Source organism: Pseudorhodoplanes sp. (assembly GCF_046289595.1).
Classification (GTDB): domain Bacteria; phylum Pseudomonadota; class Alphaproteobacteria; order Rhizobiales; family Xanthobacteraceae; genus Pseudorhodoplanes.
Genome location: NZ_JBKBVB010000030.1, coordinates 17613 through 40524, shown reverse-complemented (window position 1 = coordinate 40524; position 22912 = coordinate 17613). Strand labels below are relative to the sequence as shown.

General features: G+C 63.0%; 22 protein-coding genes. 11 read left to right on the top strand and 11 right to left on the bottom strand.

The window, feature by feature from the left end; all coding sequences use genetic code 11:
- Nucleotides 1-1020 (bottom strand): cupin domain-containing protein (locus tag ACK41X_RS08815; protein ID WP_409721484.1); only part of this gene is annotated, 1020 nt, incomplete at its 3' end.
- 165 nt (nt 1021-1185) lie between these two features.
- Between ACK41X_RS08815 and ACK41X_RS08810 the strand changes: the two genes are divergently transcribed.
- Complete coding sequence (locus ACK41X_RS08810) at nt 1186-1962, top strand: FadR/GntR family transcriptional regulator (protein ID WP_409721481.1); 777 nt, start codon at nt 1186-1188, stop codon at nt 1960-1962.
- Here the strand turns inward: ACK41X_RS08810 and ACK41X_RS08805 are convergent.
- Both ACK41X_RS08805 and ACK41X_RS08800 read right to left on the bottom strand, forming a co-directional pair.
- On the bottom strand, nt 1904-2206 hold the full coding sequence (locus tag ACK41X_RS08805; RefSeq protein ID WP_409721478.1) for a GIY-YIG nuclease family protein: 303 nt from the start codon (nt 2204-2206) through the stop codon (nt 1904-1906). The two genes, ACK41X_RS08810 and ACK41X_RS08805, sit on opposite strands and share 59 nt — an antisense overlap.
- Before the next feature lie 169 nt (nt 2207-2375).
- Complete coding sequence (locus ACK41X_RS08800) at nt 2376-3281, bottom strand: 3-keto-5-aminohexanoate cleavage protein (protein ID WP_409721475.1); 906 nt, start codon at nt 3279-3281, stop codon at nt 2376-2378.
- Nucleotides 3282-3407: 126 nt separating this feature from the next.
- On the opposite strand from ACK41X_RS08800, the gene ACK41X_RS08795 reads away from it, so the two are divergent.
- The gene (locus ACK41X_RS08795) at nt 3408-4544 is read left to right on the top strand and encodes an FAD-dependent monooxygenase (RefSeq protein WP_409721472.1); all 1137 of its coding nucleotides are present in this window, start codon (nt 3408-3410) and stop codon (nt 4542-4544) included.
- An 88-nt stretch (nt 4545-4632) separates the two neighbouring features.
- On the opposite strand, the gene ACK41X_RS08790 is transcribed toward ACK41X_RS08795, so the two are convergent.
- From ACK41X_RS08790 to ACK41X_RS08770, 5 genes are all read right to left on the bottom strand, one after another.
- Nucleotides 4633-5784 carry an acyl-CoA dehydrogenase family protein gene (locus tag ACK41X_RS08790; RefSeq protein ID WP_409721470.1) on the bottom strand — a complete coding sequence of 384 codons (1152 nt, stop codon included), beginning with the start codon at nt 5782-5784 and terminating at the stop codon, nt 4633-4635.
- 115 nt (nt 5785-5899) lie between these two features.
- Nucleotides 5900-6622 (bottom strand): ABC transporter ATP-binding protein, encoded by a 723-nt coding sequence (locus ACK41X_RS08785; RefSeq protein WP_409721466.1) that lies wholly within the window; start codon nt 6620-6622, stop codon nt 5900-5902.
- Nucleotides 6619-8415, bottom strand: a complete 1797-nt coding sequence (locus ACK41X_RS08780; protein WP_409721464.1) for an ABC transporter permease subunit — start codon at nt 8413-8415, stop codon at nt 6619-6621. The genes ACK41X_RS08785 and ACK41X_RS08780 overlap by 4 nt, the downstream gene beginning before the upstream one ends.
- 2 nt (nt 8416-8417) lie before the next feature.
- Entirely contained in the window at nt 8418-9467 is a 1050-nt protein-coding gene (locus ACK41X_RS08775; protein ID WP_409721461.1) for a branched-chain amino acid ABC transporter permease, read from the bottom strand.
- 143 nt (nt 9468-9610) lie between these two features.
- Entirely contained in the window at nt 9611-10756 is a 1146-nt protein-coding gene (locus tag ACK41X_RS08770) for an ABC transporter substrate-binding protein (protein WP_409721458.1), read from the bottom strand.
- Nucleotides 10757-10860: 104 nt separating this feature from the next.
- On the opposite strand from ACK41X_RS08770, the gene ACK41X_RS08765 reads away from it, so the two are divergent.
- The 3 genes from ACK41X_RS08765 (at nt 10861) to ACK41X_RS08755 (ending at nt 13387) form a co-directional block, all read left to right on the top strand.
- Nucleotides 10861-11814, top strand: coding sequence for a 3-hydroxyacyl-CoA dehydrogenase NAD-binding domain-containing protein (locus tag ACK41X_RS08765; RefSeq protein ID WP_409721455.1), 954 nt, complete (start codon nt 10861-10863; stop codon nt 11812-11814).
- A 14-nt stretch (nt 11815-11828) separates the two neighbouring features.
- The gene (locus ACK41X_RS08760) at nt 11829-12443 is read left to right on the top strand and encodes a TetR/AcrR family transcriptional regulator (protein ID WP_409721453.1); all 615 of its coding nucleotides are present in this window, start codon (nt 11829-11831) and stop codon (nt 12441-12443) included.
- A gap of 101 nt (nt 12444-12544) precedes the next feature.
- The gene (locus ACK41X_RS08755; RefSeq protein ID WP_409721452.1) at nt 12545-13387 is read left to right on the top strand and encodes an N-acetylmuramoyl-L-alanine amidase; all 843 of its coding nucleotides are present in this window, start codon (nt 12545-12547) and stop codon (nt 13385-13387) included.
- Between the two features lie 4 nt (nt 13388-13391).
- Here ACK41X_RS08755 and ACK41X_RS08750 read toward each other — a convergent pair whose 3' ends face one another.
- The 3 genes from ACK41X_RS08750 to ACK41X_RS08740 form a co-directional block, all read right to left on the bottom strand.
- A complete protein-coding gene (locus tag ACK41X_RS08750; RefSeq protein ID WP_409721449.1) occupies nt 13392-14609 on the bottom strand; it encodes a thiolase family protein in 1218 nt (405 codons plus the stop codon).
- 16 nt (nt 14610-14625) lie between these two features.
- Nucleotides 14626-15543 (bottom strand): alpha/beta fold hydrolase, encoded by a 918-nt coding sequence (locus tag ACK41X_RS08745; protein ID WP_409721446.1) that lies wholly within the window; start codon nt 15541-15543, stop codon nt 14626-14628.
- Nucleotides 15544-15630: 87 nt separating this feature from the next.
- A complete protein-coding gene (locus ACK41X_RS08740) occupies nt 15631-16182 on the bottom strand; it encodes a VOC family protein (RefSeq protein ID WP_409721444.1) in 552 nt (183 codons plus the stop codon).
- A 234-nt stretch (nt 16183-16416) separates the two neighbouring features.
- Between ACK41X_RS08740 and ACK41X_RS08735 the strand changes: the two genes are divergently transcribed.
- The 6 genes from ACK41X_RS08735 (at nt 16417) to ACK41X_RS08710 (ending at nt 22911) form a co-directional block, all read left to right on the top strand.
- Nucleotides 16417-17019, top strand: coding sequence for an ANTAR domain-containing response regulator (locus tag ACK41X_RS08735; RefSeq protein ID WP_409721441.1), 603 nt, complete (start codon nt 16417-16419; stop codon nt 17017-17019).
- Nucleotides 17016-18188 (top strand): CmpA/NrtA family ABC transporter substrate-binding protein, encoded by a 1173-nt coding sequence (locus ACK41X_RS08730; protein ID WP_409721438.1) that lies wholly within the window; start codon nt 17016-17018, stop codon nt 18186-18188. The genes ACK41X_RS08735 and ACK41X_RS08730 overlap by 4 nt, the downstream gene beginning before the upstream one ends.
- 370 nt (nt 18189-18558) lie before the next feature.
- Entirely contained in the window at nt 18559-19881 is a 1323-nt protein-coding gene (locus ACK41X_RS08725; protein ID WP_409721436.1) for a CmpA/NrtA family ABC transporter substrate-binding protein, read from the top strand.
- Between the two features lie 64 nt (nt 19882-19945).
- Nucleotides 19946-20845, top strand: a complete 900-nt coding sequence (gene ntrB, locus ACK41X_RS08720; protein WP_409721434.1) for a nitrate ABC transporter permease — start codon at nt 19946-19948, stop codon at nt 20843-20845.
- A 12-nt stretch (nt 20846-20857) separates the two neighbouring features.
- Nucleotides 20858-21652, top strand: a complete 795-nt coding sequence (locus ACK41X_RS08715) for an ABC transporter ATP-binding protein (protein ID WP_409721432.1) — start codon at nt 20858-20860, stop codon at nt 21650-21652.
- 5 nt (nt 21653-21657) lie between these two features.
- Nucleotides 21658-22911, top strand: coding sequence for an NAD(P)/FAD-dependent oxidoreductase (locus tag ACK41X_RS08710; protein WP_409721430.1), 1254 nt, complete (start codon nt 21658-21660; stop codon nt 22909-22911).
- Nucleotide 22912 lies beyond the last annotated feature (1 nt).

Genomic DNA, 22912 nt, shown 5'->3' with positions numbered 1-22912 from the left:
CCATGAGCCGCCCGGCACCGCAAGCGTATCGAACTTGTTCCAGTCGAAACGCTGGCCATCGACGATCGAATAGCCCTGCCCTTCGAACGGTGACACCAGAAGGTTGGCTGTCTGGCGCAGTGGAAGGGTCTTTTCACCCGGCCGCAACATTTGCGCAAAGAACGTCATGGTCTTGAAGACCGGCTTGCCGGTGGTCGGATCGACATATTCGACCATCAGTGCCTCGTAAGGATCGCCGTCCCAGTCCTTATGGCGCTCCAGCAATTCGCGCATCATGTCCCAGCGATAGACGAACATCGGCGAAGAAAAGCCGGCGCCGCGCTTCTCCTTGCTGGCAAAGCGCGGCATGAGACCGCCATATCCATAAATGCGCTGCGAATAATCCGGGGTGAAGCGCTCGCTCTGCTGCTTCTTCGGCACCATCTTGCCGTTCTCTTCTTCCATGTAGTTGTGGTCAAAGTGGACGGCGTTGAGAGTTTCGACCAGCGGGAAGTCGAGCACCGAGAGATTAAGGGCGGTTTCGTCGCCGACGGTGCCGTGATTGTGCCAGGTGTCGTTCGGCGTCAGCACCATGTCGCCGGGACCGAACACGATGTTCTCGCCGTCGACCCCGGTGAAATTGCCCTTGCCCTTCAGGCCGAAGCGGATCGCGTTCGGCGAATGCTTGTGTGGCGGCATGATCTCGTTGGCGTCGTTGAGGCGATACGCCGTATACATGGTCGAGACCGTCGCGCGCTTGGGCGCAAGGCCCGGATTCATTAACACCAGCGAGCGCCGCTCGGAGTCGTCCATTTTGATCAATTCGACGGCGCGGTCCAGAATTGGTTCGATATCCTCTGCACAGCGCCAGAGGTACGGCACAGCCTTCTGAGGGGCCATCAGGACGCGGTCTTCGTCATTGGCGACATCCTTGGTCTGCGCCCAGTAGGGAAACATGTTTTTGGCCGCGACATCCTCATAAAGCGCCTTCAGCGCTGCATCGCGATTAGGCAGGCGATGGACGTTTGCGGGTGGGTTCATGGTCGCTTCTCCGCCGGTATACGCGCTTGATTTCAACAAAAAGCTAGCAAAGCAGGTTCGTCGGTCAATTGCGGATTCCGCACCAGTTGGCGTAACTGGTACGCACTGGTATAGTGGGCTCGGGCGCGCTTTGCGGACAAGGCGCGACCTGCATGGAGTCTGCGCTTGGACAACGCATCCTATCAGGTCTCCGACACACGTTCGGTATCGCGTGACACATCGCCGCGCGAGGAAGCCAGAGTGCGTTTCCGCGATGCGGCCGACCGCATTCGCGCAATGATCGACAACGGGCGGCTGCGCGGACCGGGCCGGCTCGGCTCGGGCCGCTTGCCCTCCGAGCGTGAATTGTCATCAGAGCTTGGTATAAGCCGTCGCGTGCTGCGTCAGGCGCTTGGCTTGCTGGAAGCCGAAGGCCGGATCAGTCGCCAGCATGGACGCGGCACCTTCGCAACCGATGCGCGGCACGCCACCGAAAGTCTCGTGCATGAGATGGCGCGGCTGACCAATCCGGTCGACGTGCTGGAAACGCGGCTTGCGATCGAGCCGATGCAGGCGCGGCTTGCGGCCCTACGCGCCACCTCCGGCGATATCGACCGCCTGTTCGAAGCTGCCGATGCCAGCCGCGACGCCAAAGACCCCCTCTCCTACGAAAAGGCGGACGCGGCTTTTCACCGGAGAATTGCGGCCGCAGCACGCAATCCGCTGCTGATCGCGATTTTCGATGCTGTCCTGGAAACGGCGTTGGAAGGCGCCTGGCGGCACGGACGCGAGACCGCCCATTGCATCAACAACCAGGCGGCGTATGCCGCAGATCACCGCAAGATCGCCAACGCGATTGCCGAACGCAATGCCGCGCAGGCCGAAGCCGCGATGCGCGCGCACCTTAACGCGGTGCAGAAACGGCTGATCGAGCACGCTTTCCCCGGCGCGTCGGGGGAGTAAGCAGCGCGGCCAGCACCGTCTTTCGAAACGTCCGGTCGCGCTTGAGGTACCATTCCCGACTCATCGCTTCCTCGCGCGTCTCGAAATGCTCCGAATGCAAAAGCGACCAGACCCGCCCGCGCGTCGATCGCGCACCCGTCCCGGCATTGTGCTGCTTGACCCTGCGCGCAAGGTCAAGCGTCCAGCCGACATAGGTGATCGGGCCGCGCGGGGTGTTTGTGCCGAGGATATAGACGAAGGGCATGTGTTCGATGTTATGCGCGAACCCTAAATGATTCGTCATGGCCGGGCATAGCCATCCAACGGACGGCGTCGCTTCGCTCGCCTATGTCCCGGCCATCCACGTCTTTGCGGTTTCGCAAGTCCGTTAAGACGTGGATGCCCGGCACGAGACCGGTCATGACGCCGCTGGACTACGCCGCGCTCTTCGCCTTCAGTTGCGGCAGCCCGATGATTTCCCGCGCCTCGGCGGGCGTTGCCGGCTCTAGGCCGAATTCGCGGATGATGCGCACGATGCGCTCGACCAGCTCTACATTGTTGGCAAGGCGGCCTTTCGAATAATACAGGTTGTCCTCGAGGCCCACACGCACGTGGCCGCCGAGCAGAAGCGATTGCACCGCCGCATTAAGCTGCGCGATGCCGATGGCACTGACATTGAAGATCGCCCCCGGCGGCATCAGCTCCACCATCTGCTGCAGGATCTTCGGTGTATAGGGCATCGCGCCCTGAAAGCCCTTGTTCGCATTCAGCACGAAGTTCACGAAATACGGCTTGGTATCGAGCCCGGCATCGAGGCATGCCTGCACGTCCTGGAGAAGATGGGTCGGCGAGAACACTTCCCATTCCGGCTTGATGCCGCGCTTTTGCATCTCGCTCGCCAGAAACTTGCAGCGTTCCGGCGACGTATTCATCAGGATTTCGCGCCCCTCGAAGGTGGCGACGATGGTGGTGGGATCGAGCGTGCACATTTCAGCGCCTGCTTCCATACCCTTCAGCCTTTCCTCCCAGATGATCTCCGGATAGCCGTTCGGGCCCTGCCTGACCATGTCGCCGTTGATGCCGCCGCCGGTCGAATTGTTGATGATGATGTCGCACTTCTCCCGGATGCGCGCATTGATGTCGCGGTAAATCTCCGGATTGCAGGTGGCTTGATCGTCCGGTCGGCGCGCATGCACCGCGACGAGGCTCGCACCTGCGTTGAAGCAGCGATAAACGTCGTCGGCGATTTCCTGCGGCTGGGTAGGGATATTGGGATTCTGCTTTTTCGAAGCCATGCCGCCGGTCGGGGCGATGGTGACGATCACCTTGTTCGTGCTCATGATTTCCTCCCTGCCATTCAATCAGCCGGTTTGCCGGGTTTGATCCCGATCCCATACTGACTAGTATGGACTTTCGCCACGTCCTTTGTCAATTTGTACAGTCGTTCAAACTGTCGGGACTTGAACATGCGGATTGTCATTGTCGGCGCGGGGCCTGCCGGGCTCTATCTCGCGCTTCTATTGAAGCGCAGCGGACTCGACCTCTCGCTGGAAGCGATCGAGCAGAACCCGCCCGATTCCACCTTCGGTTTCGGTGTGGTGTTTTCCGAGGATGCGCTCGAATTTCTGAAAGAGGACGATCCGGAGATCTTCAACGCCGTTACGCCGCAGCTCGAACGCTGGAGCGGCATCGCCATCCATCACCGCGGCGAGCGCGTGATGCTCGACGGCATCGGCTTCACTGCGATCGGCCGGTTGCGCCTCCTGCAGATTCTGCAGCAGCAGGCGCGCGATAACGGCATCTCCGTTACCTTCGGCCGCTCGGTCAAAGACCCGTCGGAATTCGCCACCGCCGACATCATCGTCGGCGCCGACGGCGTCAACTCCGTTGTCCGCCGCTCGGACGAAGCGGGCTTCGGCGCCACCGTCGCCTATCTCACCAATCGCTTTGCCTGGTTCGGAACGACGAAGGTGTTCGACACCCTGAGCCAGACGTTTCTAGACACAGCACACGGACCGATCAACGCGCATCATTACCGCTATTCGCCGAGCATGAGCACGTTCCTCGTCGAATGTACCGAGCAGACCTTCTTTGCCGCGGCCTTCGACAAGATGAACGAGGACGAGACCCGCGCCGCGCTCGAGCGCATCTTCGCGCGCACGCTCGACGGCCATCCCCTCGTTTCCAACCGTTCGGTGTGGCGGCAATTTCCCATCATACAGAACCAGCGATGGTCGGCCGGCAACAAAGTAATTTTGGGCGACGCGCTGCACACCGCGCATTTCTCGATCGGCTCGGGCACGCGGCTTGCCATCGAAGATGCGATCGCGCTTGCGCGGGCGATCCGCGCCCATCCCCGCGACTTGCGCGCAGCACTCGGCGAATATCAGGCAAAACGCAAGCCGATCCTCGACAAGCTGGTCACCGCTGCCAATGCCAGCGCGCAATGGTACGAGCATTTCGACGAGCACATGGCACTGCCGCCTTACGACTTCGCGATGTCGTATCTGTCGCGCACCGGGCGGATGGACATCGAGCGCATTCGCAAGGTCGCGCCAAAATTCGCGGCGGAGTGGGAGCGGCGCCGGCACGGTGCGGCGTAGCCACTCCGGTCATGCGCGGGCTTGAACGGCGCACATATATCAACTTGCGAAGATGGATTTCCGGGTCAAGGCCGGCAATGACCAGCCGCTATTGCGGCTTCAGTCCCATGCCGCCGGCGATCATGTTGCGCATGATCTGCGACGTGCCGGCAACCACCGTCGCGATCCGCGAGTCGCGATAATGCCGCTGCATCGGATATTCCATGGAATAACCATAACCGCCGAAAATCTGCATGCCGAGATTGGCGACTTTCACATAGACTTCCGAGGCGAACAGCTTCGCCATGTTGATTTCGTTCATGGCGTTCTTGCCGGCATCAACCATCCAGGCGGCACGATACATCAGTGAGCGCGCGGCCTCGACCTCGGTCTGCATGTCGGCCAGCATATGCGCGATCGACTGGAAATTGCCGATCGCACGACCGAATTGCTTGCGCTCCTTGGCATATGCAAGGGCAAGATCGACCGCGCCCTGCGCCGAGCCGACATCGCAGGCCGCGACCGTGATGCGCTCGGTCTGTAGCCCCGACAGCAGACAGTCCCAGCCCTTATTGACGCCGCCGATCAGCTGGTCGTCCGGCACCCGGACATTGTCCAGCGTCACCTCGTAGGTGCCCATGCAATAGCGCCCGAGCATGTCGAGTTTGCGCATCTCGATGCCCGGCCGGTTGTTATCAACCAGAAACAGCGACATGCCCTGACGGTAATGCGCCTCGGTGTCGGTGCGTGCATAAAGGCAAATCACGTTGTCCTTCGCGCCCGCGCCCGACTGCCAGACCTTGCGGCCGTTCAGAACCCAGTCGCTGCCGTCCTTGCGCGCCACGGTGCGGATGGCGCCGACATCGGAGCCGGCATCTGGTTCGGAGATGCCGATGGAGAATTTGATGCGGCCTTCGATCTGCGCCGGGATCCATTTTTTCTTCTGCGCATCGGAGCCTTTGCGCGCGACCGTCAGTCCGCAGAACAGGCCGCCCGCATAGGCCATGACGAGATCGGCGCTGGTGCGTCCGATCTCCTCGCAGACCAGCGCGAGATCGAGCACCGATCCGCCCGCGCCGCCAAGCTCTTCCGGAAACGGCAGCCCGAAAAGGCCGGCCTCGACCCAGGCATCGAACAATTCATAGGGAAAGGCCTTTTCGCGATCGAGCCGCGCCACATAGTCGGGCGTCGCCACACGCTCCATCAGCCTGCGCACGCTGTCGCGCAAAAGGATCTGTTCTTCGGTGAAGGAGAAATCCACGCCTCGCTCCCGTATCGCCTGTTGTCGTCCCCGCGAAAGCGGGGACCTATATTCCAGAGCAGTGGTTATGGGTTCCCGCCTGCGCGGGGACGACGACAGTGGTTTAGAATGCCCGCTACCCCGCGCTCTTTCCGAGATAGGTCGCCATCACTTTCGGGTCCCGCATCAGGTCGGATGCAATTCCCTGATGCACGAGCTCGCCGGATTCGAGTACATAGCCGTAGTCGGCGGTTTCGAGCGCGGCGCGCGCATTCTGCTCAACCAGCAGCATGGTGACGCCCTCTTCGCCGAGTTTGGCGATGATTCGGAAAATCTCGCGCACGATCAGCGGCGCAAGACCGAGACTTGGCTCGTCCAGCATCAGGAGCTTCGGCCGCCCCATCAGGGCTCGTCCAAGCGCCAGCATCTGGCGCTCGCCGCCGGACAGCGTACCGGCAAGCTGCGCCCGGCGTTCCTTCAGTCGCGGGAACAGCGCATAGACACGTTCGGTATCCTCCTTCACCTGGGCGCTCTTGCGCCGGTGGGTGAAAGCTCCGAGCAGAAGATTGTCGGAGACCGCCAAGTCGGTGAACAGCTCGCGGGTTTCCGGAACCAGCACGATGCCGCGTTCCACCCGCGCTTCGACCTCCATATTGCCGATATCCGCACCGCCATAGACGACGCTACCGCTCGACGGCAATTGCCCGATCAGCGCTTTCAGCAGCGTGGTTTTCCCCGCCCCATTCGGGCCGATAATGGTAGCAATCTTGCCCTCCTCGACGGCGAAGCTCACGCCCTTCACCGCCGTCAGCTTGCCATAGGAGACCGACAGGTCCCTGGCTTCGAGCATCGTTGTCATTCGACGCTCCCGAGATAGGCTTCCTGGACCGCCGGATTGGCCTGAATCTCCGCGGGCACGCCCTCGGCCAGCTTCTTGCCGAAATCCAGCACCACCACGCGGTCGGCGAGGCTCATGACGAAATCCATGTCGTGTTCGACCAGAAGGATCGTCATGCCGTCGGCGCGCAGCGTACGGAGAAGATCGCCGAGCGCTTTCTTCTCCAGGCTGCGCAGCCCGGCCGCGGGCTCATCCAGCATGATCAGCGAGGGCCCTGCGGCAAGCGCGCGCGCCACCTCCAGCACACGCTGCTGGCCGAGCGCGAGATTTCCGGCGAGTTCATGCGCCTTGTCGGCAAGCCCGACCCGCTCGAGTTCACGCATCGCCTCGGCATACACCGCCGCTTCTTCGGCGCGATCGAGCTTCAATGCGCCGGCCAGAAAGCCCGATCGCGTACGCCGATAGCAGCCCAGCATCACATTTTCCAGAAGGCTCATGGTCGGGCGCAACTTCACATGCTGGAACGTGCGCGCCATGCCGAGCGAAACGACCTCATGCGGCTTGACGCCTGCGAGATCGCGTCCGGTAAAGCTGACCTTGCCGGATGTTGCAGGAAGTGCGCCGGTGATCAGGTTGAAGGTCGTGCTCTTGCCGGCGCCGTTCGGGCCGATCAATGCGGTAATCGTGCCCGCCTTGACCTCGAACGACACATTGTCGACGGCGACGAGACCGCCGAATTGCTTGGTCAGCCCCGCGACGCTGAGCAAGACCTGCCCGCGCTCGACCGCCGGCAGAATAGGCAGTTTGGAGGGTGCGACGGCCGGCGGCGGGATCGCCGCCGACGTGAAAGGCAGGAACTGGCGCACCAGCGGAACGATGCCCGACCGCGACTTGTGCAGGAGCAGGATGAACAGACAGCCGAACACCACGATCTCGAACACCGCAGCATTGGTGCTGACACCCGGAATGAATGCCTGCAGCCAGTGCAGAATGTCCTGCAGCCAGTTCTTGATCAGCGCCACGGCAGATGCGCCGACCAGCGCACCGGAAATCGTTCCGGCGCCGCCAAGCACGGCCATCAGCAGATATTCGATCCCGGCATTCAGACCGAACGGCGCCGGGCTGACGAAGCGGGTCATGTGCGCATAGAGCCAGCCGGCGAGCCCCGCCAAAGCCGCCGCCAGCACGAATACGCTGAGCCTTATCAGAAAAACGTCGATGCCGAGGCTTTCCGACATACCCTTGCCGCCGCGCAGCGCCCGGATCGCCCGGCCCTGCCGCGAGCGCAGGAGATTGCCGGCGCCGATCAGGGCCGCGCCGCAGAACGCCCAGATCACGTAATAGAGCCTGGACGGTTCGTCGAAAGCGAAGCCAAACAGAGCAATCGGCGGCAGATCGCCGATCCCGCCATGCTGGCCGAGCGCGTCGAAATTGCCGAAGCTGAAGGCGATCGCAAGCCCCCAGGCGATGGTCGTGATCGGCAGGTAATGGCCGCCGAGATGCAGCGTGATATAGCCGATCACCAAAGCAACGAGCGTGACCAGCACGACGCCGGCCAGAAGGCCGATCCAGGGCGACAGACCGAGTGCGGTCGAAAGGTAGGCGGTCGCATAGGCGCCGATGCCGACGAAGGCGGCCTGCCCGAAAGACGTGATGCCGCCGCATCCGGTCAGGAGCACCAGCCCGAGCGTCACCAGCGTATAGATGCCGATATAGTTCATTAGCGTGATGATGAATCCGCTGAACATGAGCGGCATCGCAATCACGACCAGCGCGAGGATCGCAATGACCGAATAGCGGAAGGTCGGGGTCACGGCTATTCTTCCTCGTGTTCTTCGGTGTCATGGGAGGCTACATAGAGCCAACGCCACAGCACGATCGGGATGATTGCCGCAAACACGATCGCGTCTTTCAACGCGCTCGAATAGAACGAGCCGAAGGATTCGATCAGCCCGATGATGACGGCGCCGACCGCGGCCAAGGGATAGCTGACGAAGCCGCCGACCACCGAGCCGATAAAGCCTTTCAGTCCGACGATCAGCCCGGTGTCGTAATAGATCGTGGTGGTGGGGCTGATGAGGATCCCCGCCACCGCCGCAATCGCCGAGGCGAGAATGAAGGCCCAGGCGCCGGCGCGGGTCGTCCAGATGCCGACGAGCCGCGCGCCCTCGCGATTGATCGCGACGGCGCGCAGCGCCTTGCCGGAAACGGTGAACCGGAAAAACACGAACAGGATCGCCGAGAAAATCGCCGCGGCGCCGACGATCAGCGCCAGTTGCTGCGGGATCGCGATCCCGCCGAAGCTCAGGTCGCCGGAGACAAAGGCCTGTGTGCGGAAGCCTTCCGGTCCGAAATACAACAGCGCCAGCCCGGTGATCGCGAAGTGCAAAGCCACCGCCACCATCAGGAGCACCAGCACCGGCGCCGTCGCAATCGGCTGGAACACGATACGATAGAGCAGCGGCCCGAGCGGCAGCACGAGGGCGATGGTCAGCACCATCTGCATCGGCAGCGACAGCCCCTGGGCGCCGATAAGCAAGGTGGCCGCGACCGGCAGGCCGGGGATCAGAGCCCAATAAACGAACGCTCTGGGCAGTTCGTTCGCCCTACCGCGCCGGATCAGGGATGCGGCCTCGACGACGAAAGCCATGGCGGCCAGCGTCAGCACCAGCCAGACGGTGCCTGGGATGCGCTGCAGCTGGAATGCGCCGAGCGTCAGCGCAGAATAGGCGACGAGGTCGCCATAGGAAACGAATATCACGCGGGTGACGTTGAAGATCAGCACGATCCCGAGCGCCATCAGCACATAGATCGCGCCGGTTCCGAACGCGTCCTGAACCAGCAGAACGAAGATATCGAAATTCATGTTCCCGCCCGCGCGCCACCGGCCTTGCATGCCGGAACGATAATACGGCGCCTCGGTGTCCCCGCCAGAATCGTAGTCGGTTTAATGCGGCGGCGTCCGCACCGGCCGGGCCAGGCACCCGGCCGGTTCGACCCGCTCTGTTTTCAGTTCGGCAGATATTTCCACTGGCCATCCTTGACCTGGACAAGGATCACGGAGCGCTCGTCCACACCGTAGGACGAACCTTCCGGGAAATGATAGACGCCGTTAGTGCCGACCAGTTCTTTAACGTTGCGGACCTCGTCGCGCACGGCCTGCCGGAATTCCGGCGTCCCCGGCTTCGCCTTCTTCAGGGCGCGGCCGATCGCATCCTGCAACGTCAGAACGCCGTCATAGGCGAAGGCGGCAAAACTGTTCCAGCTGCCCTTACCGTTGATGCCCTCGTATTTCGCGATGAAATCCTCGGACACCTTTTTGATGGGGTTGTCGGCAGGCAATTGTTCGTGCGCACCGATCGGACCGGTTACACCGATCACGTTTTCGACCGCCTTACCCCCCACCCGCAGATAGTCCTGATTGAACACGCCCGGCGTCGCATAGACAGGCCCCTTGAAGCCGCGTTCGGCGAGCGCAATATGCGGCAGTGCACCGGGCGTACCCGAGCCGCCGACCATCACCGCATCGGGCCTCGCCGCGATGATCTTCAGCACCTGACCGGTGACGCTGGTGTCGGCGCGGGCATAGCGCTCGTTGGTAACGACCTGGATGCCGGCCTTGTCGGCCGCATCCTTCAGGCCGTTATAGGCGATGTCGCCCCAAGGGTCGCTGAAGCCGATATAGGCGACGGTCTTCACCCCGCGCTTCTTCATGTCATTGACCAGCGCCGCGGCCCAGAGATTGGCCGGCTGCGGCATCGCGATCATCCACTTGTTCTTGTCCGCAGGAAACGCCGCGGGTGCGAGCGAAACCTGCTGCACGCCGGCCTGCGAGGTCACATTGCCCATCGCCTGCGATGCGGGTGTGTTGGAGCCGCCGATCAGAATGTCGACCTTGTCGTCGGTGATCAGCTTCTGCGCGTTCTTCACCGCGGTTGACGGATCGGATGCGTCGTCGAGGAAAATCAGCTGGACCTTTTCGCCGCCGATTTCCTTCGGCATCAGCTCGACGCCCTTGCGATAGGGAATGCCGAGCGAGGCATTCGGTCCGGTCAACGCCAGCACGACACCGATCTTGATGTCGGCCTGCGCCGGCGTCGCAAGCGCAACGAAAGCTACGGCACAAGCCGAAGCCAGCAGTTTCTTGATTGACATGATGTCCTCCCTGGCTCAATACCTACAAGTATGGATGGCAGGTCTTGCGGTGTCAATTCGCATCGTTGCGACACCGTGACCTCATAACGCGGGGATGACTTCTGATGACTCCGCTGGAACACCCGAAGCGCATCGGGCTCGTCGGAACCGGATCGGTCGGTTGCGGATGGGCCGCAATTTACCTTGCACGCGGATACGACGTCATTGCCTGCGATCCGTCCGCCGACGCCGAGCAGCGTACACGCGCCTTCATCGCCAACAGCTGGGATGCGCTGCGGCGGATCGGCTTTGCAACTCAAGATCGCATGCCGGGCGACCGGCTCGCCTTCGTGGCGAATGCCGCCGCCGTCACGGCGGCCTCCGATTTCGTGCAGGAGAATGCGCCGGAAAATCTCGCGGTGAAGCAGAGGATCTATGCCGAGATCGAAGAGGCTGCCCCGATAACGCTGGTGATCGGATCGAGCACAGGGGGGATTCCGCCAACGCAATTGCATGCGCAGATGCGCCATCCCGAACGGCTCGTGGTCTGCCATCCTTTCAATCCGCCGCATCTCGTGCCGCTGATCGAGATCATCGGCGGCGAAAAGACAGCGCCGGAGGTGGTGGACTGGGCGCTAAATTTCTTCACTGCGCTTGGCAAAAAGCCGATCCGTGTCGACAAGGAAGTCACCGCCTTTCTCGCCAACCGCTTGCAATTCGCGTTGCTGCGGGAGGCCGTGCATTGCGTCGCCGAGGGCATCGCCAGCCCGCAGGCGATCGAGAATGCCATGCGCTACGGTCTCGGCCCGCGCTGGGCGGTGATGGGTCCGCTGACGACCCTGACGCTCGCAGGCGGCGAAGGCGGCATGCCGCATGTGCTGAAAATGGCGCCCGAATTGCAGAAATGGATGGATGCCTGCGGCGCGCCGGCAATGACGTCGCCCGACGTGCAGCAAAAGCTGATCGCCGCCGCCGAACAGATCACCGCGGGGCGTTCCCTGCCCGACTGGATCGCCTGGCGCAATGAGCGGCTGGTCGATCTGTTGCGTGCGGTCGGCCCGCGCGCGGAACAGAACTGAGCGAGATCGGCACCATGGCACGCACCGCCGCCAAAGCGCAGAAGCCGGCAACCGAGCCGCCGCTCGGCCGCAAGGACTGGATCGACGCCGCAATCGTGATGCTCGCGGAGGATAACGTCGAGGCGTTGCGGGTCGATACGCTCGCCGAAAAGCTCGGCGTCACCAAGGGTAGCTTCTACTGGCATTTCAAGGGTCGCGACGATCTGTTGTTTGCTGTGCTTGATGAATGGCGGCTGCGGATGACCAGCGAAATCCAGTCGCTGATTCTCGACCGGTCGGGCACACCATGGGAGCGTCTGGAGCGCCTGTTGCGCATCGCGACCTCGTCACGGCCCGATGTGCCGGGCGGCCCCTTTGAGATGACGCTGCGCGACTGGGCGCGGCGCAATCCCAAAGTCGCGGCCGTGGTGCGTGACGTCAACGCCGAGCGGGTACGGTTCCTGCAACAGCTCTATCGCGAGGCCGGCCTCGAAGGCCGCGATGTCGAGGATTACGCCGAGCTGCACATGGCTTTCGTGATCGGCACCCGGATCACCGTCGACCCGGCCGACCGCGACGAAATCAACCGTAGGCGGCGCATTGGCATTGCACTCATCTTGCCCCGGGAGCGAGCGGTCCGAAAGTCCTGACTGACGCTCCTTAATAAAGACACACGGACCGGCTTCTGCTTGCGCCGCCCGGCCGCCGCAACCTAGATTCGAGGCCGCGGTCAAGGGGTTCGATTCGCGCGATGCGCTCGATAGGCTCGACACAACGGCGCACGGTCGCAGCCGCCGCGACACTTGCGATCGTCGCGCTGTGCGCGGCTTCGCTCGTGCATGCCCAGGGCGGCAAACCGCATCCGCGCGCCGCGGCGCCGCAATGCGATCCGGCAGCCTTCCGCATCATCGTCGATGTCGGACATACGCCGGAAAGCCCCGGCGCGATCAGCGCGCGCGGCGTCGGGGAGTACGAGTTCAACCTGCGGCTCGCGACTGTCATCGATGGCAAGCTGCGCGAGGCCGGTTTCAATCGTGCCCATCTCCTGATGGCGAATGGCGAAGCCATCCCAAGCCTCGTTCGCCGGGTCGGGCAAGCCAACGCCATGTCGGCGGACCTGCTGATTTCGATCCACCACGACTCCGTGCCCGACGTCTTCAAGTCGATGTGGGAATTCGGCGGCGTGCAGCGGCCCTTTAGCGATAAATTCAAGGGCCACTCGATCTTCGTTTCGCGCGACAATGCCGATTACGACGGCAGCCTTAACTTCGCAAAGCTTCTCGGCGCGCGCCTCAAGGCGCGCGGGCTGGTCTATACGCCACATTATCACAATGAGCCGAAAATGGGCTCGCGGCGGCGGCCCTTGGTCGACGCCGAAACCGGCGTCTATCGCTACGATCAGCTCATCATCCTGCGCACGACGCGCATGCCAAGCGTGCTGCTCGAAGCCGGATCCATCATCCATCCCGAAGAGGAGGTGCTGATGGGTCGGGAGGAGCACCAGCTGGTCATCGCCGGCGCCGTGACCGAGGCGGTCGAAACTTTCTGCGCTTTGCGTCAGCCGAAAACCCGGCGCGCCGGCGCGCAGCGGTAAGCTCTCAATTGCGCCGGTCCGCAACCTGCAGCACCACAGCCATCGCGGTATCGCCCGCGGCGCAGCCATGAAACAGGCCGGTGCCGCCGCCGCGCATCGCAAGCTCCTCGACCAATTCGATCATCAGCCGCAATCCGGTGGGTCCCTGCGGATGACCGAACACCAGCGAGCAACCATAATTGTTCATCTTCGCCGGATCGACTCCGGTCTCGCGCGCGAACACGATGTCGTTGACGATGAACGGATTGTGCGACTTGAATGCATCGATTTTATCGATCGATAGCCCCGCGGCGCCGAGCGCGCGCTTCGCCGCCTTCACCGGCGCCGCCGGCATATAGGCGTGGCGCTCGCGCGCCTGACCGAAGCCGAGGATGCGAATCTCGATGCCGGGCTCTCTCGTGAAGTCGGATACGCGATCCTTCGCCGTCACGATCATGCCGGCATTGCCGTCGGCCGGATGGGTCTGGCCGCCAAAGGTGACGGTGCCGCCTTCGCGCACCGGCTTCAGCTTGGCGAGACCCTCAAGCGTGGTGTCGTGGATGCCCTCGTCGCCGTCGAGCATGGCGACATCTTTCTTGAAGCGCGGATCGGGCACGGCGAAGGGCAGCGTCATGAAACGCCGCAGGAAGGCTTTGTCATCTTTCAGAGCATTGCGGTACTGATCGTAGCGCAGCGCCGTCAGCTCATGCTGTTCCTGCGTGGAAATCTGCCAGTCGCGCGCGCAATTCTCAGCGGTATCGACCATGGCGAAATGGCCGACAGGCTCGTCGTTGAAATTGTCGAGCATCCAGTTTTCGATGATCGGCGCGCCGCTCGGCGCCTTCGGATTGGGATGCACCACCACCGGCGAATTTGAGGTGCGGTCGCAGGTGACGACGAGGGAGGCGGTCGCGGCACCCCCGGCGATCTCGGCAGCCGCGGCGGACAGGGCGCGCGCCGACGTGGCGCAGGCCTGCGACACCGTCGGCCCGGTGACGAACGGCGCGCCCATCATGGTCATCACCCAGGGCGCGCCCCAGAAGCTCTTCTCCTGCGGCACCGTGATGCCGAGCACGGCATGGTCGAGCGTCTCCAGCGCCCAGCCTTTGTCCCTGGCGACTTTCGCGCCGGTCGCCGCCGCAAGCTTCAGGCTGTTGAGATCGGACAGGCTGCCCTGCCAGCGCGCGAACGGGGTCGACCAGTAAGCCCCATAGGGAATGCGCAGTTCGGACAGCGAGGTCATGAGTCTGCTCGTTCAGTCAGTCGAGGCCATGCATCTTGATAAAGTCGACGAGGTGTTCGCGGCACGCCTCCGGCTCCTCGAACTGGAGAAAATGCGTGGTGTCCGGCACCATGACCACATCGACTCCGTGTTCATCGCGCGCCGCCTTTGCGATCGCGGCGGCCGGGCTGGTATAGGGCGAATCCGGATCGCCCGCGATGATCCGCAGCGGCACGCCGATATCGCGCATGCGGTGAAACAGCGTCGGATCCTTCTTGCAGCCGAACACATAAGACTCGAAGGCGGGCGGACAGCACAGGGTCCAGCGCCCGTCCGGCATTTGGCGCGCGGTCGCCCGCGCCAGGAGGCCGGCCTGTTCCGGCCGCCAGCGCCCGAAGGCCGGCCTGCGGTATTGCTCTGCAAGCTGCTCGGGAGAATCGAAGATGAATTGCCGGCGCGCCGCGCGCTCCGAGAGCTTCTGCGAATCCGGACCGTCCGCGGCCTCAAGCGCATGTCCTGCGGGTGGCGCCATCGGCGGATCGAACACGCAGATCGCGTCCCAGCGTCCGCGGTTGCGATACGCATGTTCCAGCGTCGACATCGAGGACAGGGAATGCATCGCCGCAACCGTGCGCGCCGCGCCGAATTGCGCCTTGATGCCCTGGAAAATTTCCTCGATGTCGGAATAGAAATTTTCCCAGACATGCCCCTCCTGCGTATGCAGCGGGTTCTCGCCGTGATTGCGCATGTCGAACACAACCAGATCGTAGCGCTCGGCAAGCGGCAGCCAGAACGGCGCATAGGCGTCGATCGCAAGGCCGTTGCCGTGGCTCAGCACGATGCGGGTCGCGCCCGGCTTGCCATAGCGGCGCAGCCGGATGATCGCACCGTCCTTCATGGTGAGGTCGGCGCGCTGCGACGGGGACGGCGCGGTGAAGGTCTGATGGAGGTTCATGCCGTGACGGTTGTGCGGGCCCTGCCCCTTCCGGTCAAGCGCGGCCGTTGCATTGCAGGCCGCGCTGCCATGCGTCAATGACCGGATTCAGGCCGCCGGCGCCTTTGCCCGCCCGGCCTTTTCCTTGGTCCACGCCGCAAGTTCGGCATGTGCGCTCGCCTTGAAGTCGGCGGCCTGCTGCTCGGACAGGTTCTCCGCCGTCAGTTCGAGCCGGATGCCGTTTGGATCGAAGAAATAGATCGAATGGATGAAGCCGTGATCGGTGACGCCAATAACGTCGATGCCGGCCGCCTCCAGCCGCTTCTTGGCGTCGATCACCTCTTCGATGGTGTTCATGCGCAGCGCGAGATGATTGACCCAGGGCGGCGTGTTTGGCGACGGCGCGGCGGCCTCGTTGTCGCCGAGATCGAAGAACGCGATGTAGGAGCCATCCTTCATCTCAAAGAACACATGGACATAGGGACAATATTCGCCGGTCGACGGCACACGGTCGGCCTTGATGACATGGGCCAGCGGCAGGCCGAGAAGATCCTCGTAGAAATGGCGGGTTTCCTCCGCGTCCCGGCAACGCCAGGCAAAATGATGAAGGCCATGGATCGGGGCGACGGAGCTTTTCACAGCGGATGAAACAGCGGACATTGACGTTCTCCCTCACTGACGCTGCTCTGCGGGGAGGGACCGAGCCCGGATGGCCCCGTTCCTGCATTGCCCCGGGCATGCGCCGGATTTTTCGCATGAATTGTAAATCGACCGCGGGGCGGAAGGCCAGATGGCCTGCCGGTTCGCATAGCAGTATATGCACATTCCCTTGGCAGTGCGATGCCCGGCGATTTGGCTAACAAACCCGGCCCCAAAGCGCTTTGTCGACCCGGCATGACCCCCACCCCAGGGACGGACCTTTCACTGAAAATCGTCATCGTCGACGAGAGTCCGGTGCGTTCGGCGATCCTCGAAGAGGGCCTGCGCGAAGCTGGCTTCACCGAGGTGATCCGCATCGCCGAAATGCAGAACCTGCTGGCGCGCATCTACAGGATTGACCCCGACGTCATCCTGATCGACCTGGAAAATCCGAGCCGCGACGTGCTGGAGCAGATGTTCCAGGTCAGCCGCATCGTGAAACGGCCGATCGCCATGTTCGTCGACCAGAGCGATTCCGCCTCGATCCAGGCCTCGGTCGATGCCGGCGTCGCATCCTATATCGTCGACGGGCTGAAGAAAGAACGCATCAAATACATCCTCGATACCTGCATCTCGCGCTTCAACGCCTTTGCGAAGCTGCAGGAGGAACTCGACCGCACCAGAAATGCGCTGGAAGAACGCAAAGTCATCGATCGCGCCAAAGGCATTCTGATGACGGCAAAGAAACTGACGGAAGACGAAGCCTATGCGCTGTTGCGGAGTACCGCGATGAAAGAGAACAAGAAGATCGCCGAGATCGCGCAGTCGGTGATCACCGCCGCGGAGATGTTCAAATGACCCCCGGCAAGCGCATTCGCATCGGCTTCATCCCGCTGGCCGACGCCACCGCACTGATCGTCGCGGTCGACAAGGGCCTTGCGGCGGAGGAAGGCGTCGATGTCGAGCTGGTGCGCGAAGTATCCTGGTCGAATGTTCGCGACAAGCTCAATATCGGGCTGTTCGACGCGGCCCACCTGCTGGCCCCGGTGGCGATCGCATCGAGCCTTGGATTGGGCCACGTCAAGGTGCCGATCATCGCCGCCTTCGGGCTCGGCCTGAACGGCAATGCCATTACCGTATCGCCCGCGCTGTATGCGGCGCTGAAGGACGCCGCCGACGGCGATCTGACCAATCCGATGGTCTCGTCGCGCGCACTCGCCCGCGTGGTGATGGACCGCAGGGCGCGCGGCGAGGAGCCGCTGACCTTCGGCATGACCTTTCCCTATTCCACCCACAATTACCACTTGCGCTTTTGGATGGCCGCGGGCGGCGTCGATCCCGACCAGGACGTGCGGCTGATCGTGCTGCCACCGCCCTATATGGTGGAGAGTCTCGCCAACAAGCATGTCGACGGATTTTGTGTCGGAGCGCCTTGGAATTCGGTCGCGGTCGATCTCGGCATCGGACACATTCTGCATTTCGTCTCGGAAATCTTTCAGCGCGCCGCCGAGAAGGTTCTGGCGGTGCGGGCGCGCTGGGCCGAGGACAATCCGGATGTGTTCCGCCGGCTGGTGCGCGCCCATGGCCGCGCCGCCGAGTTCGTCGAGGACGTGAACAATCGCGACGAAGTTGCCGCCATTTTGTCGGCGCCGGATCGCATCGCCGTCGCGCCCGAGGTGATCCGGCGCACGCTCGACGGCCGCCTGAAAGTTTCGCCGGACGGCACCTACCGGTCGAGCGACCGCTATCTTCTGGTTGGACGCTCGGGCGCGGCGCGGCCCGATCAGGTACAGGCGGCCTGGCTTTATGCGCAGATGATCCGCTGGGGCCAGGCATTGATGTCGGCGGAAGGGCTTGCCGAGGCGAAGGCGACATTCCGGCCCGATCTTTACGACGAGATTTTCGGGCCGCAGCCCCAGCTCCCGCGGTCCGAGCCGGCCGACCGCGTCGGCGCCTTTACCGGGCCGCCCTTCGATCCCGACAACATCGCCGCCCATCTCGACGGCTGGAAAATCCGGCGGCGGTAGGCTGTAGCGCGTCAAGTTGCAATTGCGCCTGTTTCTTGTGCGATGCACAATCCAGCGCCAATCTGCCTGCACCAATGCGCCAATCTTCGGCTTGCCGCGGATGCACGATTCGCGGGCATCGCCCTAGTCACTTGACTCCACTCTGGAATCGTTACCGACGGAAACTGGCACGAAGTTTGTAAGGAAAGGGCTGAGAGGCGCCCGTGTCCTCGGGCACCCCAACCGATCCAACGACGGGTCGATCAAGCAACGCCGCTATCCCAAGGAGCCGTCCCGTTCAGGGAAGGCCCCGGACGGATGAGCGGCTTTTTCGTTGTGGCGACCCATTGGACCCCGCCGGGCCAACCAGAGAGAGACAGAGGGATAGTTGATGTCAAAGGACCGCGAGACCTCGAAGATCAGACTGAGCCGCCGCACGCTTTTGAAAGGCACCGCAGGCGCTGCGGCGCTGCTCGGCGCGGTCAAGACGCAGTTTCCCTTTGGCGTTCACGTCGCCGAAGCATCCGGTCCCGAGACCAAGAAGGCCGCGCTCGGCTTCATTGCGCTGACCGACGCCGCACCGCTATTCGTCGCCAAGGAAAAGGGCATCTTCGCGAAATACGGCGTGCCGGATGTCGAGGTTCTCAAACAGGCATCCTGGGGCGCCACCCGCGACAATCTCGTGCTCGGCGGCGAAGCCAGCGGCATCGACGGCGCGCATATTCTCACGCCGATGCCCTATCTTATCTCCGCGGGCAAGGTGACGCAGAACAACGTGCCGACGCCGATGTATATCCTGGCGCGGCTGAATCTGAACGGCCAATGCATCTCGGTCGGCAAGGAATACGAAGACCTCAAGGTCGGCGTCGACACCACGGCGTTCAAGGACGCGCTGGAAAAGAAGAAGGCTTCCGGCAAATCGGTGAAGGCGGCCAATACCTTCCCCGGCGGCACCCACGACCTGTGGATCCGCTACTGGCTCGCCGCCGGCGGCATCGACCCCGACAAGGACATCGAGACCATCACCGTTCCACCCGCCCAGATGGTCGCGAACATGAAGGTCGGCACGATGGACTGCTTCTGCGTCTGCGAGCCGTGGAACCTGCAGCTCATCCACCAGAAGATCGGCTACACCGCGATCACCACCGGCGAACTCTGGAATCTGCATCCGGAAAAGTCGCTCGGCATGCGCGCCTCTTTCGTCGACAAAAATCCGAAGGCGGCGCAGGCCATTCTGATGGCGGTGATGGAAGCGCAGATGTGGTGCGAGAAGCCTGAGAACCATCAGGAGGTGGCGCAGATCTGCTCGAAGCGCAACTGGATCAACTGCCCGGTCAATGACATCACCGATCGTGTGAAAGGCCGCTTCGACTATGGTCTCCCCGGCAAGGTGGTGGAGAAGCATCCGCAGATGATGCGCTACTGGAACGACTTCGCATCCTATCCCTTCCAGAGCCACGACCTTTGGTTCATCACCGAGGATGTCCGCTGGGGCAAGTTCGAACCCGAGGTCGACGCCGCAGGCCTGATCAAGAAGGTCAACCGCGAGGACCTGTGGCGCGAAGCGGCGAAAGCCCTCTCGATACCCGATGCCCAGATTCCGACCTCGACCTCGCGCGGCAAGGAAACCTTCTTCGACGGCAAGGTCTTCGATCCCGCCGATCCGAAGGCGTATCTCAAGAGCCTCGCGATCAAGCGCGTGGAGATCAGCTGATCCGAAAGCGGCCGCGCTTGATGCGCGGCCCCGCCTTGCGCTCCGCCCTTCCAGAGAGACAGACATGAACATGCCCCTCGCAAAAACCGAAACTGCGTCGGCCGTTCCGCTTCCGCGGCCGGCGGCTGCGGTCCTGCCGCTCCAGGTCAAGCGCGCGCCCTTTGCCGAACGCGCAATCGAGAAAGCGAAGTCCGTTTCCGAACGCCTGATTCCGCCGGTCGTCGTGCTCACGGCCGCGCTTGTGGCCTGGGAAATCCTGTGCAGCGCGCCCGGCGCAACATTGCCGCCGCCGAGTCAGGTGCTGTCGGAGACGTGGGAGCTGATCGTCGATCCGTTTTATGACCGCGGTGGCATCGACAAGGGTCTGTTCTGGCATATGTCGGCCAGTCTGCAGCGCGTTGCCGTCGGCTATTCGCTTGCGGCGCTCGCAGGCATCGCGCTCGGCACGCTGGTCGGCCAGTCGACCTGGGCGATGCGCGGCCTCGATCCGATCTTCCAGGTGCTGCGCACCGTGCCCCCGCTCGCCTGGCTGCCGCTGTCGCTTGCGGCGTTCCGGCAGGGCCAGCCGGCCGCGATTTTCGTGATCTTCATTACCGCGATCTGGCCGATCATCATCAACACCGCAGTCGGCATCCGCAACATCCCGCAGGATTTCCGCAACGTCGCGGCGGTGCTGCGGCTCAATCATCTTGAGTTTTTCTGGAAGATCATGGTGCCGTCGGCGGCGCCCTACATCTTCACCGGGCTGCGTATCGGCATCGGCCTGTCCTGGCTCGCGATCGTCGCGGCGGAAATGCTGATCGGCGGCGTCGGCATCGGCTTCTTCATCTGGGACGCCTGGAATTCGTCGCGCATCAGCGAGATCATCCTCGCGCTGGTCTATGTCGGCATCATCGGCTTCATCCTCGATCGCTGCGTCGCGCTGGTCGCAACGCTTCTGACGCGCGGCACCGCCGCAAACTGAAGGATCAGCACCATGAAAAGCTATCTGAAAGTCGATCACGTCAGCAAAAGCTTCAACAAGGGCATACATGCGACCGAGGTGCTGACCGACATCACGCTCGGCGTCGAAAAGGGCGAATATGTCTCCATCATCGGCCATTCCGGATGCGGAAAATCCACGCTGCTGAACATCGTCGCCGGATTGATTTCCTCCACCAGCGGCGGTGTGCTGCTGGAGGAGCGCGAGGTCAACGAGCCGGGCCCCGACCGCGCCGTGGTGTTCCAGAACCACTCGCTGCTGCCCTGGCTCACGGTCTACGACAATGTGAGCCTTGCGGTGAACAAGGTGTTCTCGGGCGCGAAGTCGCGCGCCGAACGGCATGACTGGGTCATGCACAATCTCGACCTGGTGCAGATGACACACGCCAAGGACAAACGCCCCGGCGAAATCTCGGGCGGCATGAAGCAGCGCGTCGGCATCGCCCGGGCGCTCGCGATGGAGCCGAAGGTACTGCTCCTCGACGAACCGTTCGGGGCGCTCGACGCGCTGACACGCGCGCATTTGCAGGACTCGGTGATGGCGATCCATCAGAAGCTCGGCAACACGGTGATGATGATCACCCACGATGTCGACGAGGCGGTGCTGCTCTCGGACCGGATCGTGATGATGACCAACGGCCCGGCGGCGCGGATCGGCGAAATCCTAGACGTGCCGCTGCCGCGTCCGCGCAAGCGGCTCGATCTCGCCGGCAACCAGACTTACCTGAAATGCCGCCAGCGCGTCCTCGAATTCCTCTACGAGCGCCACCGCTTCGTCGAGGCGGCGTAACCACGATGAGCGAGCCCCTCGTCGTCGTCGGCAATGGCATGGCCGCTGCGAAGCTCGTTGAGCGCCTCTCCACGCAGGCACTCGGCCGCTATGCCATCGCGGTCATCGGCGAGGAACCGGCTCTCGCCTATAACCGCGTGCTGCTGTCGTCGGTCCTCGCTGAGGAGATCGCGCATTCCGAGATCGAGCTGAAATCGAAGCGCTGGTGGCGCGACCGCGGCGTCACCGTGCTCTACGGTCAGGCCGCGATTGCTGTTGACCGCGACATCCGCCGCGTCCGGCTCGCAGGCGGTGCCACCATTCCTTATTCGAAGCTGGTCTTCGCCACCGGGTCGCGTCCGCTCGTGCTGCCGATCGAGGGGCGCGAACTTGCCGGCGTGATGACCTTCCGCGATCTGCGCGACGTCGCTGTGCTGAAAAATGCGGGCCGCTGCAATGCCGTGGTGATCGGCGGCGGGCTGCTCGGACTGGAGGCGGCTTACGGCCTCGCCAAGGCGGGCGCGAAAGTCACGGTGGTGCATCTGATGGATCGCCTGATGGAGCGTCAGCTCGATGCAGAAGCGGCCGGGATGCTGAAAGCCGCGGTGGAGAGGAAGGGCATTGATGTGCTCCTGAGCGCCGAGACAGCGCGATTGGCGGGCGGCAAGAAGGTCGAACGCGTCGAGCTGAAGGACGGCCGGACCATCGGCGCCGATATCGTCGTGATGGCGACCGGCATCGCCCCAAACGTGGCGCTGGCGCGCAGCGCTGGCGTGTCGATCAACCGCGGCATCGTGGTCGACGACGGGATGCAGACCGACATTCCCGGCCTGTTTGCCATCGGCGAATGCGCCGAGCATGATGGACGCTGCGTCGGACTTGTCGAACCCGCCTACGAACAGGCCGCGGTGCTCGCCGAGCGGCTGCGCGGCCGTGACGCGCGGTACACCGCCAGCATTGCGGCCACGAACCTGAAGGTCACCGGCGTCAATGTGTTTTCGGCAGGCGATTTCAGCGGCGGCGCCGACACCGAGACGATATTGCTCCGCGACCCGGGCCTCGGTCTCTACAAGAAATTCGTTCTCCGAAACGATCGCCTGGTCGGCGCGGTGCTGTTCGGCGACATTGCGGACGGGCTCTGGTATCTCGACCTGATCCGGACCGGCTTGCCAACGGGTGCGTTTCGCAACGAGATTGCGTTCGGGCGCGCGCTTGCCGAGCGCAAGACGAGCCCGGACAAAAAGACTGCGGAAATGATCACCCTGGACATGGCGGCCTGAC

Excerpts from the sequence above, each read along its gene's own strand:
- ACK41X_RS08805 (WP_409721478.1), bottom strand. The coding sequence starts at position 2,206 with ATGCCCTTCGTCTATATCCTCGGCACAAACACCCCGCGCGGCCCGATC.
- ACK41X_RS08800 (WP_409721475.1), bottom strand. The coding sequence starts at position 3,281 with ATGAGCACGAACAAGGTGATCGTCACCATCGCCCCGACCGGCGGCATG.
- ACK41X_RS08795 (WP_409721472.1), top strand. The coding sequence starts at position 3,408 with ATGCGGATTGTCATTGTCGGCGCGGGGCCTGCCGGGCTCTATCTCGCG.
- ACK41X_RS08785 (WP_409721466.1), bottom strand. The coding sequence starts at position 6,622 with ATGACAACGATGCTCGAAGCCAGGGACCTGTCGGTCTCCTATGGCAAG.
- ACK41X_RS08775 (WP_409721461.1), bottom strand. The coding sequence starts at position 9,467 with ATGAATTTCGATATCTTCGTTCTGCTGGTTCAGGACGCGTTCGGAACC.
- ACK41X_RS08770 (WP_409721458.1), bottom strand. The coding sequence starts at position 10,756 with ATGTCAATCAAGAAACTGCTGGCTTCGGCTTGTGCCGTAGCTTTCGTT.
- ACK41X_RS08765 (WP_409721455.1), top strand. The coding sequence starts at position 10,861 with ATGACTCCGCTGGAACACCCGAAGCGCATCGGGCTCGTCGGAACCGGA.
- ACK41X_RS08760 (WP_409721453.1), top strand. The coding sequence starts at position 11,829 with ATGGCACGCACCGCCGCCAAAGCGCAGAAGCCGGCAACCGAGCCGCCG.
- ACK41X_RS08755 (WP_409721452.1), top strand. The coding sequence starts at position 12,545 with ATGCGCTCGATAGGCTCGACACAACGGCGCACGGTCGCAGCCGCCGCG.
- ACK41X_RS08750 (WP_409721449.1), bottom strand. The coding sequence starts at position 14,609 with ATGACCTCGCTGTCCGAACTGCGCATTCCCTATGGGGCTTACTGGTCG.
- ACK41X_RS08745 (WP_409721446.1), bottom strand. The coding sequence starts at position 15,543 with ATGAACCTCCATCAGACCTTCACCGCGCCGTCCCCGTCGCAGCGCGCC.
- ACK41X_RS08740 (WP_409721444.1), bottom strand. The coding sequence starts at position 16,182 with ATGTCCGCTGTTTCATCCGCTGTGAAAAGCTCCGTCGCCCCGATCCAT.
- ACK41X_RS08735 (WP_409721441.1), top strand. The coding sequence starts at position 16,417 with ATGACCCCCACCCCAGGGACGGACCTTTCACTGAAAATCGTCATCGTC.
- ACK41X_RS08730 (WP_409721438.1), top strand. The coding sequence starts at position 17,016 with ATGACCCCCGGCAAGCGCATTCGCATCGGCTTCATCCCGCTGGCCGAC.
- ACK41X_RS08725 (WP_409721436.1), top strand. The coding sequence starts at position 18,559 with ATGTCAAAGGACCGCGAGACCTCGAAGATCAGACTGAGCCGCCGCACG.
- ntrB (WP_409721434.1), top strand. The coding sequence starts at position 19,946 with ATGAACATGCCCCTCGCAAAAACCGAAACTGCGTCGGCCGTTCCGCTT.
- ACK41X_RS08715 (WP_409721432.1), top strand. The coding sequence starts at position 20,858 with ATGAAAAGCTATCTGAAAGTCGATCACGTCAGCAAAAGCTTCAACAAG.
- ACK41X_RS08710 (WP_409721430.1), top strand. The coding sequence starts at position 21,658 with ATGAGCGAGCCCCTCGTCGTCGTCGGCAATGGCATGGCCGCTGCGAAG.